27 protein-coding genes are annotated in these 26483 nt (G+C 38.7%); 23 read left to right on the top strand and 4 right to left on the bottom strand.

Going from position 1 to position 26483, the window contains the following annotated elements; all coding sequences use genetic code 11:
- The first annotated feature begins 398 nt into the window (after positions 1-398).
- Both FS608_RS05425 and FS608_RS05420 read left to right on the top strand, forming a co-directional pair.
- Entirely contained in the window at positions 399-1838 is a 1440-nt protein-coding gene (locus FS608_RS05425; RefSeq protein ID WP_144548240.1) for a hypothetical protein, read from the top strand.
- A gap of 188 nt (positions 1839-2026) precedes the next feature.
- Positions 2027-2740, top strand: coding sequence for an NAD(P)-binding domain-containing protein (locus FS608_RS05420; protein WP_144548239.1), 714 nt, complete (start codon positions 2027-2029; stop codon positions 2738-2740).
- Positions 2741-2792: 52 nt separating this feature from the next.
- On the opposite strand, the gene FS608_RS05415 is transcribed toward FS608_RS05420, so the two are convergent.
- The gene (locus tag FS608_RS05415) at positions 2793-4166 is read right to left on the bottom strand and encodes a hypothetical protein (RefSeq protein WP_260871581.1); all 1374 of its coding nucleotides are present in this window, start codon (positions 4164-4166) and stop codon (positions 2793-2795) included.
- Between the two features lie 410 nt (positions 4167-4576).
- A complete protein-coding gene (locus FS608_RS05410) occupies positions 4577-4912 on the bottom strand; it encodes a hypothetical protein (RefSeq protein WP_144548237.1) in 336 nt (111 codons plus the stop codon).
- A 349-nt stretch (positions 4913-5261) separates the two neighbouring features.
- Between FS608_RS05410 and FS608_RS05405 the strand changes: the two genes are divergently transcribed.
- From FS608_RS05405 to FS608_RS05355, 11 genes are all read left to right on the top strand, one after another.
- Positions 5262-5591, top strand: a complete 330-nt coding sequence (locus tag FS608_RS05405; RefSeq protein ID WP_144548236.1) for a 2Fe-2S iron-sulfur cluster-binding protein — start codon at positions 5262-5264, stop codon at positions 5589-5591.
- Positions 5592-5657: 66 nt separating this feature from the next.
- Positions 5658-6428: a creatininase family protein gene (locus tag FS608_RS05400; protein ID WP_144548235.1), complete on the top strand. Its 771-nt coding sequence runs from the start codon at positions 5658-5660 to the stop codon at positions 6426-6428.
- Between the two features lie 238 nt (positions 6429-6666).
- Positions 6667-7398 (top strand): iron-containing redox enzyme family protein, encoded by a 732-nt coding sequence (locus FS608_RS05395; protein WP_026567517.1) that lies wholly within the window; start codon positions 6667-6669, stop codon positions 7396-7398.
- Positions 7399-7531: 133 nt separating this feature from the next.
- Positions 7532-8995 (top strand): aldehyde dehydrogenase family protein, encoded by a 1464-nt coding sequence (locus FS608_RS05390; RefSeq protein WP_222127303.1) that lies wholly within the window; start codon positions 7532-7534, stop codon positions 8993-8995.
- Between the two features lie 30 nt (positions 8996-9025).
- Positions 9026-9505 (top strand): GlcG/HbpS family heme-binding protein, encoded by a 480-nt coding sequence (locus tag FS608_RS05385; RefSeq protein ID WP_144548233.1) that lies wholly within the window; start codon positions 9026-9028, stop codon positions 9503-9505.
- A gap of 37 nt (positions 9506-9542) precedes the next feature.
- A complete protein-coding gene (locus FS608_RS05380; protein WP_260871580.1) occupies positions 9543-10217 on the top strand; it encodes a chromate transporter in 675 nt (224 codons plus the stop codon).
- Positions 10214-10744: a chromate transporter gene (locus FS608_RS05375; protein ID WP_144548232.1), complete on the top strand. Its 531-nt coding sequence runs from the start codon at positions 10214-10216 to the stop codon at positions 10742-10744. Before FS608_RS05380 ends, FS608_RS05375 begins: the two co-directional genes overlap by 4 nt.
- A 41-nt stretch (positions 10745-10785) precedes the next feature.
- Positions 10786-11487, top strand: coding sequence for a GntR family transcriptional regulator (locus FS608_RS05370; protein ID WP_144548231.1), 702 nt, complete (start codon positions 10786-10788; stop codon positions 11485-11487).
- A gap of 183 nt (positions 11488-11670) precedes the next feature.
- On the top strand, positions 11671-12018 hold the full coding sequence (locus tag FS608_RS05365) for a 2Fe-2S iron-sulfur cluster-binding protein (protein WP_144548230.1): 348 nt from the start codon (positions 11671-11673) through the stop codon (positions 12016-12018).
- A gap of 385 nt (positions 12019-12403) precedes the next feature.
- A complete protein-coding gene (locus FS608_RS05360; protein ID WP_144548229.1) occupies positions 12404-13177 on the top strand; it encodes an NAD-dependent protein deacylase in 774 nt (257 codons plus the stop codon).
- Between the two features lie 34 nt (positions 13178-13211).
- A complete protein-coding gene (locus tag FS608_RS05355) occupies positions 13212-13850 on the top strand; it encodes a hypothetical protein (RefSeq protein ID WP_260871579.1) in 639 nt (212 codons plus the stop codon).
- A 55-nt stretch (positions 13851-13905) separates the two neighbouring features.
- On the opposite strand, the gene FS608_RS05350 is transcribed toward FS608_RS05355, so the two are convergent.
- Positions 13906-15042, bottom strand: a complete 1137-nt coding sequence (locus FS608_RS05350) for a CAP domain-containing protein (RefSeq protein WP_144548227.1) — start codon at positions 15040-15042, stop codon at positions 13906-13908.
- Between the two features lie 205 nt (positions 15043-15247).
- Positions 15248-16567, bottom strand: coding sequence for a helix-turn-helix domain-containing protein (locus FS608_RS05345; RefSeq protein WP_144548226.1), 1320 nt, complete (start codon positions 16565-16567; stop codon positions 15248-15250).
- A 220-nt stretch (positions 16568-16787) separates the two neighbouring features.
- On the opposite strand from FS608_RS05345, the gene FS608_RS05340 reads away from it, so the two are divergent.
- The 10 genes from FS608_RS05340 to FS608_RS05295 all read left to right on the top strand — a co-directional run bounded on the left by FS608_RS05340 (position 16788) and on the right by FS608_RS05295 (position 26482).
- Positions 16788-17300: a flavin reductase family protein gene (locus tag FS608_RS05340; protein WP_144548225.1), complete on the top strand. Its 513-nt coding sequence runs from the start codon at positions 16788-16790 to the stop codon at positions 17298-17300.
- A gap of 46 nt (positions 17301-17346) precedes the next feature.
- Positions 17347-18810: a 4-hydroxyphenylacetate 3-hydroxylase family protein gene (locus tag FS608_RS05335; RefSeq protein WP_144548224.1), complete on the top strand. Its 1464-nt coding sequence runs from the start codon at positions 17347-17349 to the stop codon at positions 18808-18810.
- A 141-nt stretch (positions 18811-18951) separates the two neighbouring features.
- Positions 18952-20196 (top strand): Zn-dependent hydrolase, encoded by a 1245-nt coding sequence (locus tag FS608_RS05330; protein ID WP_144548223.1) that lies wholly within the window; start codon positions 18952-18954, stop codon positions 20194-20196.
- A gap of 434 nt (positions 20197-20630) precedes the next feature.
- Positions 20631-21800 carry an ABC transporter substrate-binding protein gene (locus tag FS608_RS05325; RefSeq protein ID WP_260871578.1) on the top strand — a complete coding sequence of 390 codons (1170 nt, stop codon included), beginning with the start codon at positions 20631-20633 and terminating at the stop codon, positions 21798-21800.
- 11 nt (positions 21801-21811) lie between these two features.
- Complete coding sequence (locus tag FS608_RS05320; RefSeq protein ID WP_144548221.1) at positions 21812-22678, top strand: branched-chain amino acid ABC transporter permease; 867 nt, start codon at positions 21812-21814, stop codon at positions 22676-22678.
- Between the two features lie 13 nt (positions 22679-22691).
- Positions 22692-23717, top strand: coding sequence for a branched-chain amino acid ABC transporter permease (locus tag FS608_RS05315; RefSeq protein WP_144548220.1), 1026 nt, complete (start codon positions 22692-22694; stop codon positions 23715-23717).
- On the top strand, positions 23707-24501 hold the full coding sequence (locus tag FS608_RS05310; RefSeq protein ID WP_144548219.1) for an ABC transporter ATP-binding protein: 795 nt from the start codon (positions 23707-23709) through the stop codon (positions 24499-24501). The genes FS608_RS05315 and FS608_RS05310 overlap by 11 nt, the downstream gene beginning before the upstream one ends.
- Positions 24494-25192, top strand: coding sequence for an ABC transporter ATP-binding protein (locus FS608_RS05305; protein WP_144548218.1), 699 nt, complete (start codon positions 24494-24496; stop codon positions 25190-25192). The genes FS608_RS05310 and FS608_RS05305 overlap by 8 nt, the downstream gene beginning before the upstream one ends.
- Positions 25193-25295: 103 nt before the next feature.
- Positions 25296-25748 (top strand): RidA family protein, encoded by a 453-nt coding sequence (locus FS608_RS05300; protein ID WP_144548217.1) that lies wholly within the window; start codon positions 25296-25298, stop codon positions 25746-25748.
- A 59-nt stretch (positions 25749-25807) separates the two neighbouring features.
- Positions 25808-26482: a DUF1028 domain-containing protein gene (locus FS608_RS05295; RefSeq protein WP_260871577.1), complete on the top strand. Its 675-nt coding sequence runs from the start codon at positions 25808-25810 to the stop codon at positions 26480-26482.
- Position 26483 lies beyond the last annotated feature (1 nt).

Below are 26483 nucleotides of genomic sequence, written 5' to 3'. Positions count from 1 at the left end.
TATTCCTAAAATAACATTCTACTAGAAATCAGAAAATAATCTGTAAGCGCATTCAAAAGATTGATGTAGATTGATTGTTTTTAGGGAGTAGAAAAAGGATGTCAATGAAGGTTTCTTTAATGTAGTATTGAGTATTGATCAGTCGTTTAAAATCTTTTTTAAAAACATGGTATACAATCTACAGTATGCAAAATATAATCTCTCAAAAAATTTTTATCAATGTATCATGCCATTTTATATCTTTTTAGGGATTAAGAAAAGAACACCAGAAGTAGAGGATATACACCATGATAAAAATCCAATTATAACGTTTACTCCTCTCCTACGATCTTTTCCCATATTAAAGGAAATCTTTCGCGACACGGTTTTAAACTATTTTAAAACAACGGAGGGGAAATATGGAATTAACAGCAGCCCATTGGGTCTATCTAGTTGTCACTGTAGCCGTTATTATTATCATGCTTTTTAGAAAAGGTGTTGTTTTACCACTTATAGTTGGAACCTTTATTGTAGCAGCCGTATATAAAGGGAGCGTGATTGGCGGATTTCAAGCTGTTTTTAATGCAAATCTCGTCGCCGCTAAGGAACTATTTAGTATTTTCCTAATCATTTCCATCATGATCGGTCTTCTTAATTCCTTGAAGGATTTAGGTGCAGATAAAAGGATGGTCGTGCCGATTCAAAAAATAATGGTAAACGGACACGTTTCTTATTTAGTATTAATGGTTACGACGTTTGTGATTTCACTCTTTTTCTGGCCAACCCCAGCTGTTCCTTTAATTTGTGCATTATTAGTACCTGCTGCAGTAAGTGCCGGATTGCCAGTCATGACCTCAGCAATGGTAATTGTTATTGCTGGACAGGGTATGGCCCTTTCATCAGATTATATTATGCAAGTTGCCCCAATGCTTAGTGCGAAAGCTGCTGGGATTGATAAAGCCTTAGTTTCAGATAAAGCCTTCATTCTTTCTCTTATTACAGGTTTTAGTGCTCTTGCGATTGTGTATGCTACACATCGAAAAGCGATTACCAAAAAATCTGTTAATGAAAACAATAATGAAAAGGCATTCTTCCAAGTTACTGAGGAACTTGCTGCTACGGTAGAAGAAACTGCCGATGTAATCAAGGTAAAAGCAAAATGGGGAAGAGTCTTTGCTATTGTTGTACCTTTAGCTATGCTTGGTGTAATGATTTTTATGGTCCAATCCAAAATTGGCGGTGGAGCTGGATTCGAGGGAGGCGATGGTGCTGCCTTTATCGGTGGTGTTGCTACGATTCTCTTAGTATTGGCGACGATTGCTTTTAACCGGATTCATGCACTTGATAAAATCAGCGAACATATTACGGAAGGTTTTGTATTCGCTTTCAGAGCCATGGCTCCTGTTATTCCAATTGCAGGTTACTTCTTTATGGGAAGTGGAGACTTTTCTGCGCAGATCCTTTCCTTAGGTGAAGATGTAGCTAAACCGGGCTTTCTATTTGATTTGATCCAAGCAGGTCAAAATTATATTCCTCACAGCCCAATTATTGCAGCATTTAGTATCTTAATCGTTGGTATCATTACCGGATTAGATGGTTCTGGATTTGCTGGACTTCCGTTAACGGGTGCTTTGTCTGGTGCCATTGGACCTGGAAGTAACATCGATCCTTCCGTACTTGCAGCTATTGGACAAATGGGTGCAGTGTGGAGCGGTGGAGGTACATTGATTGCCTGGTCGTCACTGGTCGCTGTTGCAGGCTTCCTACAAGTTTCCCCGTTAGAGCTGGCGAGAAAGAATTTCTTCCCAGTTATAACCGGACTATTCCTTGCAACGATCTTGGCGGTTATTATCTGGTAAATAAACTATTACCTTAAACATATCTTTACATTAGACTAGATAGATATTAGGGGTCGCTAATAAATAAAGGGCTATCTTAAAAGTCAGCAGCAAACTGATTTTTTAAGATAGCCTTATTATTTGTCGTTTAATTAATCGTTATCTTAAAATGCCTGCCGACATAGGATGAGAGGGAGAGGGGATAAAAAATGAATCAACAAAGGATTGGTTTAGTAGGGCTCGGAAAATTAGGGGCAGCCATGATGACGCATTGGGATAAAAAACGGATTGCAATAGGAGTTTATCATCCGGTGCAAACGAAAGCAGAAAACTTTTTGAAAACGTTTCAGGGTAGTTACATTTTAACAGAAAGTAAATTGAAGGATGTCGATATTTTAGTTTTAGCATTACCTGCGACCGAGGTTATTCCATTTATCACTTCGTTAAAATTGGAAAGCCATTTTTCTGATACACCTATTATCATTAATATGGCAACGAACCTTCCCACCAATCAAATAATTGTCCAGTTTCCCGACTTACAGATACATGGGGTCAAGTATATGGGACATTCAAAGGATTTATTGGAACATGGTAATGGATTATTTATTACCGAATCACCGTTGCCGCAAACTGTTGGAGAACTTTTTTACGAACTTGGTGAGGTAATGGTCGATAGTGAAAATTGTCTAACCGAAGTAAATAAATTAGCGACGTATATTGCCATAAAGACAGCGATAACGATCGAGACGGAATTTGTGAATAGAGGATTATCACCCGAATACCTAAAGAGAGCATTAACATCGTTAGCACCTGAAGTGATCCGGTCGTATAGTGAGGGGAGTCTTGGCCACTTTGCGAAAGAAATAGTCAAGGAAGTTAAAGCGGAAAAATCTGGTGATATTACTGAAAGCAAAGCCACTTAAATGGCTAAAGGTGTCAATCCATCGATTGACACCTTTTCTTCTGCGCAATTTATCAAGATAAAAACAATTGTAATATAAATAAATACAACATAACACAGCCGATATATATACTTGCAAAGGAAAGATTCCAGTTCGACACCTTATAGGAGCTTTCCTTTACAATACTTGACATAAGCCCTAACGTGGCATTGTATGGACCAACTAGAAAAGCAGAGACAGCGCCTGCTAACATCGCTACTGTCAAGATGTGCGGGGAAATCCCAACTACTTCTGGATTCAATCCTTCGGTCATTAATGCTAATGATACAGCAGGATGCAGGCCTAAAAAGGCTAATGCCAGCGGGATTAGAGGCAGTAAAATCAAAAAGATCTCCACACCAGCAAAATTGATAAACTTATTGACCCAGGCATCCAGCATGACATTTGCATGTGATATGTTTATAGTCGAGATGAAAAAACCTGCTGATAAGTAAATGAAGAATTGATCCTTCATACTTACAGAGAAGCTTTTTAAATGATTGAGCAAATGAGCACCGAACTCTTTACCCTTTTTTAGGAAGAGGGACCAGGTGAACGAAAATGGGATAACCATTAATGATACTAATATTAAAAATGGATAAGGAAACTGTGATTCAACTAAAGAAATAACGACATTAAAAATGACGATGGCCAATAGTATTTGTAAGACTCTCCTTGAACGATTAGCTGGATCTGTTATTTCTATCGTAGCAGCGGTTTCGTGGACGGATAGGTCCTGTTTGTTATGGATCATAATATTTGCTCTGCGTGAGCCAATATACCAATCCACACCGACTCCCACGATGCTTAAAGGAATAACATATGGAAGAATTGATACCCAGCTGACTCCTGTCATTGTGATCACAATCCCGACAATCGGGGTAACAGGTGCCCAAAGTAATGGCATCGCAAATCCGCGTGTAATTGCTCTGCTCATGAACCGCTCCTTGTTCTCAACGGGAATGACATCTAATGCGGGCCGAATCGAGTAATAAGTCATTGGCAAGGTGGCCAGATTCATAAAAATACTAAAAAAATACGAAATGCCAGACGTGATCATATATAGTTGCCCTGAGGTCTTTATCCTCTTTGTAATCATATTTTGTATGCCGCCGCTATACCCGCCTAATTTTATAGGAATCCCTAATATCGGGATCAGCGTAAACATGGTAAGCAAGTCCAGCATCGGGCCGAAAGAGAGGATGTATTGCTGCCAAGAGGCACCGCTAGTCGATAGTAAGACTACTCCAAATAGTAAAAACGTACCTCCTAATACTTGAACAAATCGTTTCGCTTGAAATATGGTGACAAGGACAATCAAAAGACTTAGTGAGGAAATCAGTACACCGAGATGGAGCCCGGGTAAAAGTACAGAGAATAAATACATTAAAATAACAACAAAAAACATATATCTCAGCATATCAACACCCTCTCTCTTTAAAATTGTATACCAAAAATATCTTTAATACTTAAAAATGTCACAAATTAGCCATGAATAAAGATTAAATTTGGTATTTGGTATACAAAATACTTGTTTTCTTTTTCTTTTCATTATAAAATTACAGTATCAAATAACTCATCAATAGGGGGCTTATATATGTTTAAGTTTCTATTTAGTTCTAAAAGTGCAGCAGAAAAAGCTGAGAGAAAACTAGCTTCACTAAGAAAAACACTTAAATTTTAACCTTACACAATCAACCGCTACTACCATGTGGCGGTTATTTTTTTGTTTTTAAAAAGTATAAAATCCGGAAAGAAAGCAGTGTCTCTCCGGATTTTTTCTATTTTAGAGCAATCATTTAAGCATAATAAAAAATCTTAAACCGCAACCTCAGTTGATTTAACAAGTTTGGAGTTTAAAGAATCTTGACTGTTTCCAGAAGCTTTTACGATCTCATTTAATTCCTCTCGAGCAGCTTCAAGTGTCTCAAACTTCTCAAAAAACTTAACAGCAATCTGATTGACATATTCCTTTCCTTCATATTTCTCGAATAATTGGATTTTAATCGTTTCGTCAAGTACTTCAGCAATAGTGTATTTCGCCTTTAAACTATCAAAGAAATAGAAATGGTAGGTTTCGACCGGTTTTAAACCATCGTTTTCAAGAATCGTTTGGAAGGTATCCTTATTTGTTAGTACAATATATTTCCCCATCTAGAACACTCCTTAAAGTAATTTATTTGTCCTATTTAAAACATAATCAGGTAAGTATGGGTTCTTTTGTTGCTATAAGTATCAAAACCTATTACATAAAGATTTTTTCGTTACTCACCCCCAAGGAATATTGTATACCAAACTCTTATGTGTATTTTATCGTATGCAGTTAAAATGTTCAAGAACATATTCTAAATATTTAAATAATTCCTTATATAGTTGCTAGAATAAGAGCTTGACTTCAAAAAAATTAATCTTTTTTAAAATTCTAGTTTGATTCTCTATCCAAAAGATTGTATACTTCAGAAAAGTATCAAAATTTTTAGAAAAAACTGAAAGGGGTAACAATATGCCAAAAGTAATCCTTCATGTGGATGGAACGACAATCGAACAAGAGGTTAAAGATAATGCCAATTTAGTTGTTTTGGCTGGTACCCGCCAACTTCCTAAACTAAAGTATGGCTGCGGAATGGGGCGCTGTACGAAATGTACATGTATCGTAGTGAATGGATCTGAAGGGCTGGCACCACCGAATTGGAAAGAAGAAAAAATGCTTGGAGATAAGGTGAACGAGGGGTACCGGTTAACATGCCAAATGACTATTAAAGAAGATATTGAAATTTCGCAAGAAAATATTTCAGTTCAGCCTCCGAAGAAGCAATCAGTGATCCAATCATAATAGGGAATGTATTTTATTTTTAAAGTTGGTATACAAAATACAATAAACTTAAGTAGGTGAGTACTCATGGATTGTTATGATCTAACCAGTATGACATGGAAAGAAGTAGAAGAAGCATTGAAGACGGTTAAATTAGCTATAATTCCCATCGGTGCCCATGAACAGCATGGACCACATATGGTTGAAAGCTGTGATGCTGTTTTAGCTGAGAGGATGGCCAGGAAACTAGGTCAAAATATGTTTCCCTATGCATTGGTGACACCAACTGTAAATATGGGTGTTTCTCAGCATCATTTGAATTTTCCGGGAACCATCTCCTTGCAGCCGACCACATTAATTGCGGTGTTAAAGGATGTAGTTTCCTCATTGAAGCATCACGGGATTGAAAAGTTCTTATTTTTAAATTCACACGGCGGCAACCAGTCGACGCTTAATGTGGCCTCGATGATGTTATCAAAAGAACTAGATGTAGAAATCTATTATGCCAAAACAACTGCCTCTGCTAAAAAGGCAATTAAGGAAAATGTCACATCTACCTTATTTGGTCATAGCTGTGAGCGCGAAGTTTCGGAAGCGCTTTATTTAGCACCTGAACTTGTCCGCCTTGAAAAACTTGAGAAAGGTGATATTCAAGAAGAGGGCAGATGGAAGCAGCTCAGGCCTGGTAAAGCGATTCAAGGATTTTATTATTATGAAGAAATGACGAATAATGGCTGCATTGGCGATGGCACAAAAGCCAGCTGGGAAATTGGCCAGCTGATCGTAGAAGAAGCATTAGATAATCTATCAAAAGAACTCTACAAATTGTTAGATTTGCAAGTGAATGTCCAGCAATAATTATAGTTTTAAAAAAAGAAAAATAATCTTTAAAAAATTCTAAAAATTATATTTACAAATAAACAATATCTTGGTAGTATAAACGTAAGGTATACCAAATCAATAGTTTTACAAAAAAGAGAGCGCTGGAAAGGGAAAAAATCCACAATCTTTTTATTTTTAAACTAACTTGGTATACAAAATATCAAATACCAATCTAAGATTGGGTACCTACATAAAATTAGAGGAGGAGTTTCAGTTGACAGAATTATTATCTAAAGATGAATTTCGCAGACAATTAGAGGAAGCAATTAAAGGTAACCATAGCCAGAAGGCTGCATTTACAGTAGCTTGGGCAGAGGGCAAACTTGAAAGAAAACACTTTGCTAGTTGGGCTGAAAATCACTACCATTATGTAGGACCATTCGCTGATTACTTAGCGTATATTTACCACAACACTCCACAAGATCCAAAATTTGCAGCTGCAAAAGATTTCACTCTACAAAATATGTATGAGGAAGAAATCGCAGCGGATCGTCACACAGACTTATTGATTCGATTTGCGGAAGCGTGCGGTACGACTGCAGAAAGAATTATTGATCCAAACAATATGGCTCCTACTACTTTAGGTCTTCAAAGCTGGTGTTTTGCGGTAGCAGCACGTGAGAATTTTGTGGTAGCAACTGCAGCTCTTGTTGTTGGATTAGAATCACAAGTTCCTGATATTTACCGGAAGCAAACTCCTGCTTTACGTGAAAAATACGGATTTACTGATGAAGAAATCGAATTCTTCGACTTACACATCGTTTCAGATGAGATTCATGGTGAGCGCGGATATAAAATTGTTCTTGATCACGCTGACACACCAGAATTACAACAACGCTGCTTAGAAGTTGTTCGTACAGGAGCTAAAATGCGCCGTATGTACATGGATGGACTTTGGAAAGAGTATATTGAAAAAGATTTAGGTGCTCTTGTTGAAACAAAGTAAATAGAAAAATGGAAGCGCTATTACCGGCCGTCATATTAATCTTGTATTTTAAGGTTTAAGTGACGGCCATTTTTATAGGATCATATTTTCTACTAATTATTGGGAACTTAATAAATGAAAAAAGGTGATAGTAGTGATTACTACAAAAGTAGAGACATTCAATAATTATATCAATGGAGAATGGCAGGAATCGGTTAGCAAGAAAACATTTTTTAGTGTGAACCCGGCCAATACCGAAGACCTTGTTGGTGAATTCCAAGCTTCAAATGAACAGGATGTACAACTAGCGATAGAAGCGGCCAAAAATGCTTTTCCTAACTGGTCCCAAACAGCCCCTTCAAAGCGTGCATCGATCTTAAATAAAGCAGCTAGTATTCTCGAGCAAAATGCTGCCTCTTTGGCCGAAGAGTTAACAAGGGAAGAAGGCAAGCATGTGGATGATGCCAAGAATGAAGTATTACGTTCTGCGCAAACGCTCCGTTATTATGCAGTAGAAGGGCAAAGTTTTACAGGGGAAACCTTTCCAAATGATGATGCAAACATGAAAGTTTCAACGGAAAGAGAACCACTTGGAGTTGTCAGTGTCATTACTCCATGGAACTTTCCGCTTTCTATTCCAGCCCGAAAAATCGCTCCCGCTTTAATCACGGGGAATACGGTAGTTTTCAAACCGTCCTCTGATACTCCATTAATCGCGTTTCGTCTAGTCGAAGCACTAGATAAAGCGGGAATTCCTAAAGGTGTGATTAACTTTGTTACGGGAAAAGCATCAGAAGTCGGCGATCTATTGGTCACTCATCCAGCAGTGAGGGCTGTCACATTTACAGGCTCAACTGTAGCAGGTGAAGACATTCATAAAAAGGCAGGCTTTACGACCCGGACGCAAATGGAACTGGGCGGGAAGAATCCGCTTATTGTTATGGATGATGCCGATCTCGATCTTGCTGCCACTTTGACGGTAAACGGGGGTTTTTCACTAACAGGGCAGGCTTGTACAGGAACAAGTCGTGTTATTGTCTTGAAAAACGTAAAAGAGGCATTTGTTCAAAAACTAGTTGAAAAAACTAGCGCACTAAAAGTGGGGAATGGTTTTGAAGCAGGTGTGAAAATTGGGCCGCTTGCCAACGAAAAACAATTGAAAAATGTCTTAAAGTATATTGAATTCGGTAAGGAAGATGGCGCTGATTTAGTCTATGGCGGTGAGCAAATATTATCTGGAGAATTCGAAAAAGGATATTATGTCCAGCCAGCTATTTTTACGAATGTAAAAGCGAATTCACGGATTGCAAAAGAAGAAATCTTTGGGCCGGTGGTGGCTGTAATTGAAGTAGATACATATGAAGAAGCCATCGCTGTTGCGAATGATGTCGAATATGGTTTGTCTGCTTCGATTGTAACCAATAATCTCAAAATCGCTAATCAATTTACCAAAGATATCCAAGCGGGAACAGTCAAGGTTAACCGTACCACGACTGGTAACTTAATGAACGCACCATTTGGAGGCTTGAAAAAATCAAGTACATCTACCTTCCGTGAATCTGGAAGAGTTGGTTTAGAGTTCTTTACACAATTAAAAACGGTCTATATGGGCTATTAATAACAATACGATATATAAAGGAGAACCAGTATGAAGTCTGTATTAAAAATTGAACTAGAAGAAGCAAAGTTGATGATTGAAGCTGCGAAGAAAAAATCAGAAGAGATTAATGTTTTTGAAACAATCGCTATAGTTGATGATGGTGGAAACTTAATTGCGCTTGAACGCATGAATGGCGCACGCATTACAGGACCAGAAATCTCGATCGCGAAAGCGTACACAGCTGCTGGTCACAAACGCTCTACTCATTTGTTTAACAAGGAACCTAATGGGCCTGCGCTTCCTGGAAATGAAGCTTTTGGAATTCAACAAATGCTTCCAGGGAAGTTCGCCATTTTTGTTGGGGGGTTCCCAATTGTCGTCAATGGTGAAGTGGTAGGCGGGATTGGTGTAAGTGGAGGAAACGGCGAACAAGATACTGCCGTGGGTACCGCAGCACTTCAAGCACTTCAATCCTATTTAGAAGCCGATGGTCTGGAAGTAATTACGGCAGCCGATATAAAAAAATAAGAAAAACCGGACCTCATTCATGTATGTTTTTCGCAGAATGAGGTCTCTCTTAATCTATGCTCCTATTAAAAAAGGTGTAAAAATGTTATATTGGTATACAAAGGGGGAGAAACAACTGAAAACATATCTTGAGTTAGCTATTGGATTTGCCCGCACCGGTGTGACTGGTTATGGGGGCGGACCCTCGACTATACCGTTGATTGAATTTGAAGCTGTAAAAAAATACAAGTGGATGGACGAACAAGAATTTGTAGAAATCCTCGCATTAGCTAATACATTGCCAGGGCCGATTGCCACAAAAATGGCTGCGTATATCGGTTACAAGGTAAAGGGGTATTTAGGGGCTACCGTAGCCATTCTAACCCACATACTGCCTTCGATTGTCGCAATGATTGCCTTATTGGGTGTGCTTTATTCCTTTAAGGAATCACCGATTGTCAGCGGTATGGTTCAAGGGGTTACACCGGTGATTGGATTTATGTTGTTGGAGATGGCCTACCGATTTTTCCAAAATGGCCGCAAAGGCTTAGGTTTTCCGATCATGCTCACTCTTTCGATCGTTACATTAATTATCGTTCAGTTCCTTGGAGTACATCCAGGTATACTAATTGCGGTATTTCTCATCGCTGCCTTTATCATTGCCGATCGAAAGGAAAAAGCGGCAAAAGCTTCGGCTGAGATGCTTCTTCAGAGAAAGGAAAAAAGTTCATGATCTATTTGCATATTTTTTGGTCGTTTTTAATTGCTAATTTATTGGGATACGGCGGCGGACCTGCAACCATTCCATTAATCCAAAATGAAGTGGTCAATCATTACCATTGGATGACACTCTCCGAGTTTGGGGATGTCTTAGCGATTGCCAATGCCTTGCCTGGACCGATAGCCACCAAAATGGGGGGCTATATTGGTTATCAACTGGGTGGAGTTCTCGGTGCAATCATTGCTCTAATCGCCACGATCCTGCCTTCTGCACTGGCCGTTATTTTACTTTTTAAGTTTATCAATCTATTTAAAGGCTCTCCAAAAGTGGCGCTTATGACAAAGTCTGTTCAGCCGATTATTTTCATTTTACTTGCTGTGATGGCCTATCAATTTTTTTTAACAGCGTATGAAAAAAGTGGTCTTTTTCACTTAGTCTTATTAGCTGTGGTTAGCTATTTTGCCTTAATCAAAATAAAAATGCACCCATCCCTGTTAATTGTTTGCTGCTTAGTTTATGGTGGAGTTTTTCTTTCGTAAGACGGAAAATAAAAAATAAATAAAATGAGCGGGTGGAAATTATGGATTTAAGATGGGAGGAAAACAATCTTTTATCGATTCGTGAGCATGCATATAACTATTTAAAGGAAATGATTCTTGAGGGCGAATTAAAAGCGGGCGACCGGTTAATTGAACGAGAACTGGCTGGGAAATTAGGCATCAGCCGGACTCCGATTCGAGAAGCCTTGTTCCGCTTGGAATCTCAAGGTTTTGTAAAAACAGTTCCCAGAAAAGGTGTCGTAGTCTCGAATATATCCGAGAATGAAGTCATCGAGGTATTTACAATCCTTGCCTCATTAGAAGTCCTTGCCGTTAAATTGGCCGCGGGGCGAATGGATAAAGAAACACAACTAGATTTGGATCAAAAGATTAAAGAGCTAATGGAGTTAAGAGATCAAGACGAAGAAAATTTTAATCTTGAACATATTGAGATGAATCGTCTCATTAATAAAGCATCGAAAAGCCCTAAATTATTTGAGATTCTCTCTGGACTGATTGACTATATACATATGGCTGCAAATATGGGATATGAGACACCAGGCAGAAGAAGAGAATCATTAAAAGAACATATCGATATTATGAAAGCCTTGCGTGATAAAGAAGCGGAAATGGCTGAATATTTAATGAGGATTCATATTGAAAACTCAAAAAAAGCTTATATCACTTATATAGAAAATATAAAAGTAAAGCTAAATAAAAAGGAAAAATTGATGTCCACTTGATCTATTCTAGATAAGATCTAAGAGTGAGCTTTCATCAATGTTCATGACCACACCGTCTCCTCGATGTGGTCTAAAATTTACCTTTTTTAAAAAATGAAAGATTTAAAATATTTATATTGTCTGATAATTTAAAATATGGTATATTGTATACCAAGAAGATAAATTAAAGGGAGGATACGAGGCATGCCAAAAATAAATTTCATTAACAGCAATAAACAATTAGAGGTACCTGAGGATTCGAATATTTTAAGGATGTCCCTTCGTTACGATGGAGAACTCCCAAACCGATGCGGCGGAGGAATTTGCGGCAACTGCGTTTTTAAAACAGAAGAAGGCGCTGAATTCCTAGATAAAGTTAAAGTGCAGGAAAGAAGAAAATTAGGGGAAGAATGGTTAAATGAAGGGTATCGACTTGGGTGTCAAACCTTCGTTACAAACGGTGATATTTCGATATCTTGGGATGATGCTTTTACAGAAATCGTCAAAAAAAGAAAGCCAGATAAAATTCAGAAAGAAGTCACAACTATTTAGTAAGAGAGCCAAAAAATACGAATTCGGGGTGAGATCATGTGGGCCTGTGATAAACATATGAAAGAAATTCTAACCTTCTTAGAAACTCCCCATATTAGCAAAGCTTCCTATAAAATTAAATGTTCACTTTGTGATAATCATGCACTTGCAAAAATCTATTATACACATAAACCATTACATTTGAAAAAAAATAAAAAATTACGAGCGCTTGCGTAGCATCTATAATGCATGCCCCCCAGTACTTTAATTTCGTAAGGTAGTAGAGGGCAGGCACAAAAACAAGAAGCGATGAGTTTTTTACTCATCGTTTTTCTGTGTAGTAAAATAATATATATTAGATTCATTGGCATGCTTGAGAAACGGTTAAAAAAGGAGATGTGACCTGATGGGAAATAATCAGTTAGATAGATGTGTGACCCTAATCAAAAATGCGAAGAACATTGTTGTGCTTACTGGAGCCGGAGTAAGTACCGAATCAGGCATAAAGGATTTTCGTTCAAGGACTGGAGTTTATCAATTGGCACCTGAATATATTCTTTCGCTTGATTATTTTTATCAAAATCCAAAAGAGTTCTACCAATTTGCACTCGACAACCTTTATCATCCTGACGCTATGCCAAATGCAGGGCATGAGATCTTGTCAAAGTGGGAAAGAGAAGGGAAAGTTTCCCAAATCATTACCCAAAATATTGATGGACTTCATCAAAAAGCAGGAAGTAAAAGCGTGATTGAATTTCATGGAACAATGAAAACAGCCACTTGCTTACATTGCAATAAAAGTTACACCACCGAAGAAATGCTAAATCGTTTTCAGACCATGAATGAATTTTATATTTGTGAACATTGCGATACCCGTCAGAAGAGAGATCGTTTCATAAAACCGGATGTTGTTTTATTTGGTGATACTGGTAAATGGTTTACGGTTGAAGGGTTTAATAAAATTTTACATACGATTGACGAGGCGGATTGTTTATTGGTGTTAGGGACGAGTCTTAAGGTCACACCATTTTCAACATTTCCTCAATATAGAAGGAGAAGCACTCCACTGATTATAATTAATGTCGGTGATACTCCATATGACACGGATCGGAATACATTCGTCATTCCAGAGTCGATTGGGAAGTCCTTGTCCCTATTGGATGAACAACTAAGTACATGAATAAAAAGATTTTACAAAAAGGTTGGTGGGAATGGTGAGTGAAAGTAAGCAGTATGTGTGGTATGCAAGTTATGGTTCAAATCTTAATAAGGATCGGTTCTTATGCTATATCAAGGGAGGGAGTCCAGCGGGGTCCACAAGAGTGGAGACAGGCTGTAAAGATCAATCACTGCCGATTGCAGAGTCTTCTTTTAAATTCAATTATCCGCTTTACTTTGCAAGAGAGGCAGCTGGGTGGCAATCGCAAGGTGTAGCCTTTATAAGTTTAAAGCAAGGAGAGGAGTCTCTCACCTATAGTAAAAAATATTTAATCACCATTGAACAGTTTTTAGATGTGGTGAAACAAGAGAATAGTGGGGACATCTTCGAAATAGATTTAAACGAGGTAAAAGAGAAAGGGTCAAAAATATTTCGCCACCATGCTTGGTACGGAAATATTATTTATCTTGGAGAGGATAAGGGGTATCCAATTTTCACTTTTACTGCTCCTTGGGAACAAGATGAAGTAGAAATGAAGAAGCCATCCCATAATTATTTAGCCACTATTATTAAAGGGTTAAAAACAGACTATACGAACGAAGAAATCTTTCAATATCTTCAAAATAAACCAGGTATACGAGGTTTCTATTTGGATGAAGAATTAACTAGAGTTATTGCAGACAAAGAATTTTAATAACTTACTAACGATAAAACCTTCCTAGTGATTAGGAAGGTTTTATGTTTATCATTTACTTTGCAAAGAAATTTTCCGTATAGTAGGGTTGTGATTCATCATTAAATGCCACACCCACCCCTAAATACTCATAACCCTCACGCAAGATGTTTTCCCGGTGCCCAAGTGAATTCATTAAGCCTTCATGGGCGAAAATGCTGCTAAATTGTCCATAGGCCAGGTTTTCGCCTGCCAAATGAAAGGTGATATCATCTTCTTTCATCCGATCAAACGGGGATTGTCCTTCAAGGTTAGTGTGATCAAAATACTGATGGACTGCCATGTCGGTACTATGCTTACGGGCAGTTTCTCGTACATGCTCATCCCAAGTCAGGATAGGCAGTTGGTGATTAACTCGCGCGGCATTAGTCAAATCAAATAACTGATATTCAAAGCCCTCTTTTAAAGCTGAATTCCCTTTTGTGTAAAAATCCATTTTGGCCTCTTCAAAGTCCTTGTTGATCATTTGAATGGCGGTAACGGTATTATTTTCATGCTTATCATAAAAGACGGTTACATAGGTTCCCTCGACTAAAAACAAATCATTGTCGCTATTTTTCTGTAATTGATAAACCGTGAATCCTTTTTGAATTTTCGTTAAAGGATCCCCAAGCTTTTCACGGACGATTTTCTTCGAACTTCCGAGTTTAATACCATTGGTTGATGAGATTAAATCTTGATTTGTGTATAACCCAGCAACTTTGTTGTTTTCATCGTACATGACCATAAAGAAATCATGATAATCTTGATGATAGCTATACCAATCTGTCCCATATTCATTAAGGGATGTCCGGTTTGCAATTCCTAAATTATGTTCTATATCTTCTTTTAAGTTGCCAATTTCAACATTATGAATTGAAAAAACTTGTTCAGTAGGAATGGTCAACTCTACTCTTTCTTTCTGCTGTTGAGGTTGTTGTTTAGTAATGGGACTATCCTTCAATTGAATGCCTAGTTGTTTCCCTATTTGTTGAACTTTTTCGGTAAAACTATTTAGTGTCTCTGCTATTTCTGTGTTGTCTTTGACATTTATTACAGACTGAATGGAATCAACCGTCTTTTCGATATCGCCTTTTTCCAATTGTTCGTCTATGACAGGGAGTGAAAATTTAAATAAAAGAATAAATGAGATGATTGCCAGAAATCGTACCATGTTCGTTTCCTCCATTTCTATTAGAATTGTAGCCAATTTAAAGAAAATGTATAAGTAATATGCTTAAGGGGAATATGGTAACTGCGTGTGTCAATATCAAACCGACAAGCTGAACTTCTAAGGATACCATAAAGGCACTATCTAAAGCGATAGTGCCTAGACCTTTTGCAAGATCATTTAATAATATGAAGAATCTTTTTCATTACTATCCTTGCACCATTTTCGAAAGGTCGCTGACCCGATATATTTTCCGCGGGCGCCCTTTGGAGGAAGGAGCCTCATCGCCAATAATTTCTGCCATGCCTTCTTCCACTAAAGCTGTAAGGATACGACGTGCATTTCTTGGTGTCATTTTGAGCCAGTCTGCCACTTGGGTTGAGGTAATTGATCCATTACCCATTCTTTTTTGAACCGATAGTATTTTATTAAAGGTTGTAATAGTTATTCCGCTATTTTTAAGTTTTTCACTTATTTCTTTGTTCTCTGTGCGGTACTGAAAAGTGATGGCTTCTTGTTCTTTTAATGGACCTTCGATTGTTCCATTATCATCCACCAGGAAAGCGCAAAAAGAATCATAATTTTGTGCATGGTTTAATCCGAGACGAGCATTTTCCTCTGCTGTAAGAGCAGTATCCCCATAGCCAATACCAATATTGGATGGTAAATCCGCAAGCAGTGCTAATTGTTCCAAAAGAGAGGAAATCGAATTCTCTGTTGCCTCCAAAGAACCTCTGGTTGAAAAAATAACAAATACCCCAATTCCAATCGTTACGAAAGAACCTGAGATGGATTCTGCAAAATTTAAAATGGCTGCCTGTATCTCTAAACTTAATCGATGAATATCGTAGGAAAGCATATTATGATCGTCTTTATTCTCCATTCCTTGCACCTTTACAAGGATAACCGCAATTTGTGATTGCTTAAAATGAATTGTTTCCCATTGCTGGACGGCTGATGACAATGTCTGACGAATGTTACTTCTCGTTGGGGCAACCCAATAGGTAGTTATATCATTTGAGCGCAATTGATCATATATGGAACGGAGGCTAGTTATACAGATATCAACTTTTCGATCATGAATAAGTTTTTGATGAAAGGCTAGCAGATTCTGAAGTGGAGTTTCATTCGTATACTCATGAACAAATACCTGATCACTTGGTATACCAAGATCGCGGTATGTTTCATAAACATCACGTTCCGTAAGTGTGTCGATACTAATCCTATCTAGGCTTACTTTATCATTATAACCAATATCAACTAAGGTCTTAGTTAGGCTGGCTCCATCTAGTTGAAGTATAAAAAAGGGCTGCTTGACAGCACTCTTTTGAAAGGGATTAAATAGGGCTGGACCAGCAAGAATCCATAGGTCAATTACATGTTGATTGTTTACGACGATACTTGTAGCTTCTTCAGGTAATTGATAAATAAATGGAACAGGCTGCAGCCGGTCACTAAATTCAGTTGCTATTTCAGAAATAAGTTGGACAGAGTCAATTGGTCCGATGATTCCGGCTCTTGGTTTCAAAAATTCCCCTCCTATATGTTTTGGTTCTTTCATTATACTCATTAATAAAACCTTTCGTAAAAAGATTTCATATTTTAAGAGTTTAATATTAACATTTTCAAGTTAATTATAGTGAATTTTTTGAAAATTCTGTTGACAATGACATTTTCCAAATGTATAGTTTTATTTAAGGAACACATTAAGAATAATTCCGTTAATAAAATATTTAGGAGTGTTGCGAATGAATAAATCGAAGGAGAAACATAATTTATTTCCGTTAGTTGATCAAGAGCAATTTAAACAGGTCATTGGTCACTTTGCTAGCGGGGTAACAATTATAACTGTCAGAAATAATGATGTCGATTTTGGAATCACGGCTAGTGCAGTTTGCTCGGTTTCGGTTGACCCGCCAATGCTGCTGGTTTGCGTAAATAAAAGTACGGGTACGTGTCATGCAATTTCAGCTGCCGAATCCTTTACGGTGAACATCGTTAGTGAAACTCAAAAGGAGTTAGCGTTAAAATTTGCCAGAGCAAATACAGATAAGTTTGAAGGGACCGACTTTACGTACGGCGCGTTAGGTAATCCTGTTCTAGGTCATACACTTGCGACGCTCGAATGCCGTGTTGTCGAAGAGGTAACAGGAGGAACTCATTCCGTCTTTTTGGGAGAGGTGCAGAAGGCCTATGCCTCTGACGGGGAGCCTTTAGTCTACTATCGCGGGAAGTTTGGCAAATTCGAGGAAGCAAAATAGCATTCATCGATTGGTTTGCAAATTGAAATAAATAGGAGGTAATAAAATGGCATTAATGACAGGTAAGCAATATCGGGAGTCACTAAATGATGGGCGTGAGGTTTATATTGATGGGGAAAAAGTCAAGAATGTTGCCACACATCCATCTTTTAAGCCAATTGTTGATGTTAAAGCTAGGATGTATGATATGGCATTTGAAGCGAATTATCGCGATATCCTAACAACCAAACTACCGGATGGTCAAGTTGTTTCTCGTGCCTATAAAATGCCTGAAACAAAAGAGGATCTCAGCGCTATTCGCAAACACGTCGAAACCGTACTTGACGATCTCGGCGGGGTGGTTTATCGCGTTGGAGATGAAACCATTGGTGAAATGTGGTCACTATATGACGCACAAGACAAATTAAATGAAATTGATCCGACCTATGCAAAAAATATTAGGTATCATATTGACCGAGTTGCACGGGAGGACTTGTTCCATGTTTCGGCGAACACAGACCCAAAAGGGGATCGAAGCAAATTATTCAGTGGAAAAGATGGTGGAACACTCCTCCACGTAGTTGAGGAAAATGACCGAGGTATCGTGGTTAAGGGGGCAAAGTTTGAAACAGCTGCCGCCTATGCGCACCAAGCCTTTGTAAAGCCAACCATTCTAGACTGGAATGCCGGTTCTGAGAAAATGGCTCCGTTTGCGTGCGGATTCATTTGTGATATGGGAGCACCAGGTCTGAAGCACATTTGTCGTACATCCTTAGGAACAGATCGAAACCCTCAAGATTATCCAATCGCCACGAAATTTGAAGAAATTGATACCTTACTAATTTTTGACCATGTCTTAATTCCATGGGAAAATGTCCTTTTCCATCGCTCCTTAGAATCTGCCGCCTATATCCGTTCCACACTTCATCGTTATTCTGCTTTTAACTACACCCTTAGAATGTTGCGCCGAGCTGATTATTTAATTGGTGCAGCGTTATTAAATGTTGAACAAACAGGTTTAACACATCTACAAGCGGTTAAAGAAAAAATCTCTGAGTTAATCAATTATCGCGAGGGAATCAATGCCCATTTAACTGCAGCCGTAGCTGATGCCAAAAGGAGTCCAGGCGGGTTAATGATGCCTAATCCATCACTTCTGTATACTGGACGTGTCTTTGCTTTAGCCAATTTCCCTGCGATGGCCCATTTAACAAGAGAACTTGTTGGTGGTCAATTAGCCGTAACTCCGGATTCGACAACAATGGCAGATCCAGAAATTAAGCAATATTTTGACCAATATTATTCAGTTGGTGAGTGGACGCCTGAAGATAGAGGAAAATTACTTTATTTCGCAAGAGATTTATTAAATTCCTCATATGCGGGCCACAGAACAACGTTTGAATTATTCGCCCAAAGTCCGCCATTCGCACAACAAATGGCAGTATTTAATAATTTTGATATGGAACCGCAACGCGAATTAGTGCGGAAAGCAGCAGGACTGAATCAGTCTTCACCAGTTTCTAGCAACTAATGTAAGAATAGTTTGAACATACAAGCGATATAGACTTAATTCTGGAGCAGCAATACTGGATTGATTCCGTATTGTTGCTTCAGTTTATTTTTAAGGACAATTGAAAATAGTTTTGGATGGTATGGAAGGCGAGGGAATATTTTGAGAATTAATATCAATCGATTATTAATGGATATAGAGAGATATGCAACCTATGGAAAAAATGAATATGGAGGCGTGACTAGACCTAGTTTTTCTCCAGCTGACCATAAAGTTCGCCAATTATTTATTGAAGAATTAACGGAGATGGGATTGCAAGTAGCCATTGATGGTGCTGCCAATATTTGGGGGAAATATAAAGGAACAGGAAAAAAAGAGGGAAGTATCGTCATAGGTTCCCATTTAGATTCTGTTCCCAATGGAGGAAAATATGATGGTCCATTAGGTGTTTTAATGGCAAAAGAAATTGTGAAAAGTTTAATAGAGTCAAATATTCGCTTAGATCATGATATTGAAATAGTATCCTTTACTGCCGAGGAATCAAATGATTTTAATTTATCTACTTTCGGGAGCCGCTCATTTGTTGGCCGTCTAACCGCGGAAATGGTGAAAGGGGCACGTGATTTGAAAGGTGCTCGTCTTAGTGATGAATTAATAAAGGTTAATGGCGGTATAGATAAATTCGGAATGATGAAAAGTATGCATAGTAAGAAAAAGGCATTTATAGAGCTTCATATAGAGCAAGGACAGCGCTTAGAGAATGCTAATATTCCAATGGCGGTGATTAACAGCGTGGTCGGGACCTACAGAAGTACGGTAAGAGTGCTAGGTCAACCCAATCATTCGGGTACAACGATGATGAAGGATCGAAAAGATGCACTGACGGCGGCCTCTGAAATGATTCTAGCCGTGGAAAGATATTGTTCGGACAAGGGTAATGTTGTCGGCACAGTCGGAAAATTAACGGTCAGTCCGAATGCAGCCAATATCATTCCAGGTCAGATTGATTTCATCTTGGAGGTTAGAGCTGAAAAATCGGAAACAATCCAACGAACGGTAAAGGATATCCAAGAGGTGTGGCGGGAAATAGCCACAAGTAGAGATGTGGAAATTCAACAAGAAGTGTTTCTTGATCAAAAACCAGAAGTATTAGATGAGGAAATCGTTACTTGTCTTGTCGAAACAGCTAGGGAGATGAATGAACCTTGCTTGATTCTCCCTAGTATGGCAGTTCACGATGCAGCCCATATGGCAAGTGTAACGAAGTCGGCGATGGTATTTGTTAAAAGCATAAACGGGAAAAGTCATTGCCCTGAAGAGTACAGCCATCCTGATGATATTGAAAAAGCAGGTAATTTAATATTGTACGGAATTATTAATCTAGACCATATTCTTTCAGAATATTAATTTTTAATCAGTTCTAATTTTCAGTGAATAATTGTACAAGCCAACCTTGAAAATATGATATAGTTTGTTAAAAATAAAAAGATTACTAAAGTAAGAATTTTTAGAAAATTAAATTGACATTAACACTGTGAATTTGTTATTTTTAATTAAAAGAATACTTAAAGAAAAAATCCGTAAATAAAAAGTAAGGATTATGTTCATTCATTATTGGGGGGAGGAGCTCGTGTGGCATAATTGACAGGCAGAAAGAACCTTACTTATTATTGATCATGTTCTAATCCTTTTAAAATTACTCCTAGAAATTACCACCCATAACAGTCTACACTTCACCGTTAATCAACCAATAATCTCACCCTAAGAATCTATTTCTACCATAAGGATAAATGAAATTTTAAAATTTAATAAAAATGCAAGAAGAAAGAGGAGGAATGAAGTTGGTATTCTCTAAAAGCTTAATTGCAAAAAAATTGTTTATGTTTTTGGTGCTAATTGTACTATTGGTTGGGTGTTCGGCAACGAATTCTTCATCGGGAAATAGTAATTCTTCTTCTAAAGGCAGCAACACCATAAAAGTAGGATTACAAGCACCAATGACAGGTGATAACGCCCAGTATGGACAGGATATGAAGAATGGTGTGGAACTTGCTTTTAAAAAGATTAATAGTGATGGAGGCATAAACGGGAAAAAGCTTGACTTGATCGTCGGTGACGATAAAGCTACCCCGACAGAGGCTGTTGCCGTTGTTAATAAAATGATCATGAATGATGGAGTTAAGGCGATTATTGGAGGATATAATTCATCGCCTACACTAGCTGCACAGGATGTTTCAGGACCTGCGAAAGTCCTGCATTTAAACATGGGGGCAAGCCCAGACCTTTCTAAAACGGGTAACAAATACCTATTCCGCGTTATCTTAACAGGTTCCGTCTACGTTCCTGCTGTTATGAAATATATGGCGGAGGAGAAAAAGGTAAAGAAAATCGCAGCACTCTTTGAAAATACGGATTACGGCATTACTATGTATGATGCTGCCAAAACGTCAACGAAGGAATTGGGCGTAGAATTCATTGCAGCAGAAAAATATAATCCAGGTGATAAAAACTTTTCGTCTCAATTATCAAAGATTAAAACACTTAATGCAGATGCAGTAATGGTTGTTGGTCTATACAATGAAGTGGCCTTAATTGAACAGCAAGCCAAGCAGGCAGGTTTAAATATTCAATTCTTCTCTCCTGATGATTCTATGTATTCTGAGCAACTCATCACTTTAGGAGGAGATGCGGTTGAGAATCATATCTTTGCTTCAATGATTGATTTAAATGCCGAAACAGAAGAAATGAAAGAGTTTAAAAAGTTAGCAGAGGAAAATGATATTCCAGCGCAAGCAAATACAGCTATTGCTTATGATGCGGCCATGGCACTGGCAAAGGCACTGACTGAAGGGGATGCGGATTCTGAAAAATCACGTGACGCGTTAGCAAACATCGAATATCAAGGTATTACAGGACCGATTAAGTTTGATAAAAACGGTGACCGTTCAAATACACCAATGATTATGCAAGTTCAAAAAGGCGATTTCAAGGTAATTAAAGAATCAGAATAGGGTGATTACTTGTGTTTATCGATCAACTTATAAATGGAATTGTCCTCGGCAGTATCTATGCATTGATGGCCATAGGTTACACCATGGTGTGGAATGTACTTCGCTTTATTAACTTTGCACATGGTGAGGTTTATATGGGAGGGGCATTCGTGTCCCTTTATCTCCTTTTATTAGATACCCCAATTTGGCTCGCTTATATTGGCGGTGTATGTGCAGGTGCGTTACTCGGATATTTAATGGAAAAAATGGTTTATATGAGGATGCGGAATGCGCCGAAATTAAATCTATTGATTGCAGCAATCGGGATATCGATTGTCCTACAAAATTTAGCTCAATATATTTGGGGGGCAACACCAGAGCGGCTAACATCTCCCTTTCTTTCAAAGAACATTGCAATTGGAGATATGCTGATTAACCAGCATTATATCTTTATCATTATCTTGACCATTCTTGTCATGATTGTTTTAGAGTTATTTATTAATCGCACCTTGATGGGAAAAGCAGTTCAAGCCGCTTCCCAGAATATTAAAGCAACACAGTTAATGGGGATTAATGCCAATAAGATTATTTCAATCACGTTTGCTATTGGATCTGCCGTTGGTGCGCTCGCGGGTATTTTAGTAGGACCTGTATTCCTAGTTTATCCAACCATGGGGGTATTTGCAGGATTAAAAGGATTTACTGCATCCGTAATGGGTGGAATGGGAAATATTCCAGGCGCCATGATTGCGGGGTTATTACTTGGGGTCATTGAAAGCTTTGCGGCAGGATTTATCTCATCTGGTTATCGTGATGCGGTCGCAATGGTGATCTTACTATTTATATTATTAGTTCGTCCGCAAGGGATATTTGGGAAAATTGTCCAACAAAAAGTGTAAAGGGGGGAGAAAAATGGAGCGAATCAAAAAGCCGGCTTTCAGAAAAATCGTGCTTTTATTGGGGGGGATTGCATTATTTCTCCTTCCGCTTGGAATCGTAAATCCGTACTTTATGTATGTAATCAATTTGATATTAATCTATGCCATTCTAGCTTTAGGCCTGGATTTAATTGTCGGTTATACCGGTCAGGTTTCGGTTGGTCATGGAGCATTCTTTGGAATTGGAGCTTATGTAGCAGCAATCCTGGCGAAAAATTTAGGTTTTTCATTCTGGTTAACCCTTCCTTTTTCGATTATTATTACGGCAATCATCGGGTTCATCATTGGATTTATTGGCTTAAAATTAATCGAAGAATACCTGGTAATGGCGACACTTGCCTTCGGTACGATAATATGGCTTGTTTTTCTAAATTGGACGGACTTAACTGGAGGGCCAATGGGAATCGCGGGTATTTCAGCTCCCCCAACGATTACATTGGGTCCCTTTCAATTTCCATTTCTTCAATACCATGACTACTACCCATTACTCTTAATCTTTGTCTATCTAGGGATTTTAATCACGAGATTAATCATCAAGTCAGGCTTCGGCCGAGCTTGCACGGCAATCCGTGATGATGAACTGGCAGCTCAAGCGATGGGGATTCCAGTTTTTAAAACAAAAGTAACTATGTTTACCATCTCGTCTGCTTTCTGTGGTGCAGCAGGTGCTCTATATGCTCATTTTCTTCATGTGGTCAGTCCGGAAACCTTTGCTTTTGGTATGTCTGTCACCATTTTAACGATGGTCATGATCGGCGGACAAGGATCAATTGCTGGTGCAGTTATTGGAGCGGCGATTCTTACTGTTTCTTCTGAGGCATTAAGGGAAACACCAGAGTTAAGAATGTTAATTTATGGCTTCCTTATTGTCATTATGATTATGTTTTTCCCTAAGGGAATCATGGGGTTGTTCCAAATTTCTAAGCAGCGTCTCCTAAAGAGGAATATTCAAATGGAAAAAAAAGTTGTCGAGAAAGAGGGGTTGAGTTATGAACAATAAGCCTGTTGATGATTCAGCCATATTAACCGTTAATCACCTTTCGAAATTCTTTGGGGGCGTTAAGGCGGTTAATAATTTATCCTTTTCGGTACAGCAAAATGATATCCATGCGATTATTGGGCCTAATGGAGCCGGGAAAAGTACATTATTCAACTTGATTACTGGTGTCATTTCTCCTGATGAAGGAGAAATTCGGTTATCAAATAAAAATATTACATCGTTAAGACCTGATAAAATTGCGGAGCAAGGGGTTTCACGAACCTTCCAAAATATAAGACTATTCCCGGATATGACCGTGTTTGAAACCGTATTAATCGGGACCTATCTTCTGACAGGCGGAAAGCTGCTGCCTGCCGTATTCCGTACTAGGCGCTTCCGAAATAAGGAACGGGAAGCAAAAGAACGAATTGAAGAAATTTTAAAATTCGTCGGACTATGGGACATGCGCCATGAGTATGCAGCCCGGTTATCCTATGGAAATCAAAGACGTGTGGAAATTGCCCGGGCTTTGGCAACAAACCCTGATTTATTATTACTTGATGAGCCGACTGCAGGGATGAATCAGAAAGAGACAAAAGAGCTAATGCAGCTCTTTTCACAAGTGAATGATCAAGGCATTACCATTTTAATTATTGCCCACGACATGCATCTTGTGAATACACTGTCCAACCAAATCACCGTGATAAATTTTGGAGAAAAGTTGGTTGAAGGTCCTCCTGAAATAATCCAAAGTCATCCAGCAGTATTGGAAGCCTATATGGGGAGGGCTGAAGCAAATGCTTAAGGTTGAAAATGTAAGTACTTATTACGGTCAAATCTGTGCTCTGGACAATGTGAGTTTGATAGTAGAAGAAAAGGAAGCCGTTTCGGTAATTGGTGCCAATGGTGCAGGAAAAAGCACACTCTTGAAAACCATTATCGGCGAACTCCGTCCAAAGAGTGGGAATATCCTGCTTGCTGGTAAATCTACTATAAAAGAAAAAACATTTAAGCTTGTCAGTCGTGGCATGACACTTGTGCCAGAAGGACGTCATGTCTTCCCTTTATTGTCTGTGTGGGATAATTTGCTGTTGGGCGGTTATACACTTCCGTCTAAAGAGCGCCAACAACGAGCGGAAGAGGTCACAGAACCGTTTCCCATCCTTCGTGACCGAAGGGATCAATTGGCAGGTCTGCTTTCAGGAGGGGAACAGCAAATGCTTGCCATTGCCCGTGCAATGATGACAAAACCGAATCTCTTATTACTTGATGAGCCTTCAATGGGATTGTCTCCTAAGCTAGTTTTTGAAGTATATGACAAAATAACGGAATTACATCGGCAGGGTACTACGATTTTATTAGTTGATCAGAATGCAGAAATGGCCATAGATTTTTGCAGCCGCGGTTATGTGTTAATGGCGGGGCGTTTAGCAGGTCAGGGCACGAAAGAGCAACTAAAGGAAAGCGAACTGGTCCAGCGTTCCTATCTGGGATAACAAAGGTGAATTGGTATTTTTCATAAAATTTATGAATAATATATAGGGAATAATTAAAGAAATATACCTTAAATATTAACATTTATACTAGGGAGGAATACAAATGTCAATTCATGGTGAAGCCAAAAAAGTAGAGATTCAGAGATTTCGAAAGTTCAAAACAGAACAGTTCTATCCAAAAAATTTAGGAAAACCGGAACATCATATTGTCAACGAGTTTAGCATGGCTGTGAGAGCAGGAAATCGTATTTTTTTAAGAGGTCAAACAGGCTTTGATTTGGATGGAAACTTTCACGGGATTGGAGATGTGGAAGCTCAGGCGGAAATGGCATGTACCTGCGTGAAGCAGCTGATTGAAGAGGCAGGCGGCACCATTCAGGATATTTGTAAAATTACTGTCTATTTGATGAATCGTGAAGATCGCAGTAAGGTGTATCCGGTAATAGGCAAGCATTTTAAGGATGTATATCCATGTAGTACCGGATTATTAGTGAGTGGCTTTGCGATGCCAGAGATGCTCATGGAGATTGACGTGGAAGCTGTTATTAGCGAATAACGTATTTAGTAGAGTAACTTTAATATTGATAAAGTTAGTTTAAGCGAGGGGGGATTTTTTTGACATTTTCGGTAGCGGGCCGCTGTGCGTCAACTGGTGCCTTCGGCGTCATAGTTACGTCTAGCAGTCCATCGGTTGGTGCCAGATGCCCATGGGCAAAAACGGGAGTAGGGGCGGTATTAACACAAAATGTAACCGATCCAAGATTAGCAGCGATAGGGTTTTCTGTACTGGAGAATGGATTTGATGCCCAGTCAGCCATCCGCTCAATGAAGGAGGCTTCACCTTACCCGGAGTATCGACAAATAGCAGTGGTGGATACAAAAGGGAATTCGGGAGCCTTCACTGGAAGCAGGGCACTTGGGGTACACGGAGAATTTTGTGATAAAAATGTTGCCAGTATCGGAAATCTACTAAGTGATTCTACCATCCCGGAAGCAATGGGACGTGAATTCATAAGGACAGAGGGATTGGCATTAGCCGATAGATTAATAATGGCGATTGAAAAAGGCTTCCAAATGGGTGGAGAGCTGGATCAGGAACGTTCGATTGGACTACTTGTATTCACAGATGAACCATTCCCATTTGTTGATTTACGAGTAGATTATAGTGAAGATCCTTTGGAAGATTTAAAGAAACTATGGGAAATATACAAGCCACAAGCAAACGACTATAAGGTAAGAGCTGTTGTCCCTGAATTGGCTCCATCATATGGTGTTAAAGGTGACGAGTAAA

The organism is Bacillus sp. X1(2014) (assembly GCF_007678255.1).
Note: the sequence above shows the minus strand (reverse complement) of the source record. Positions and strands in the feature narration are given on the sequence as shown.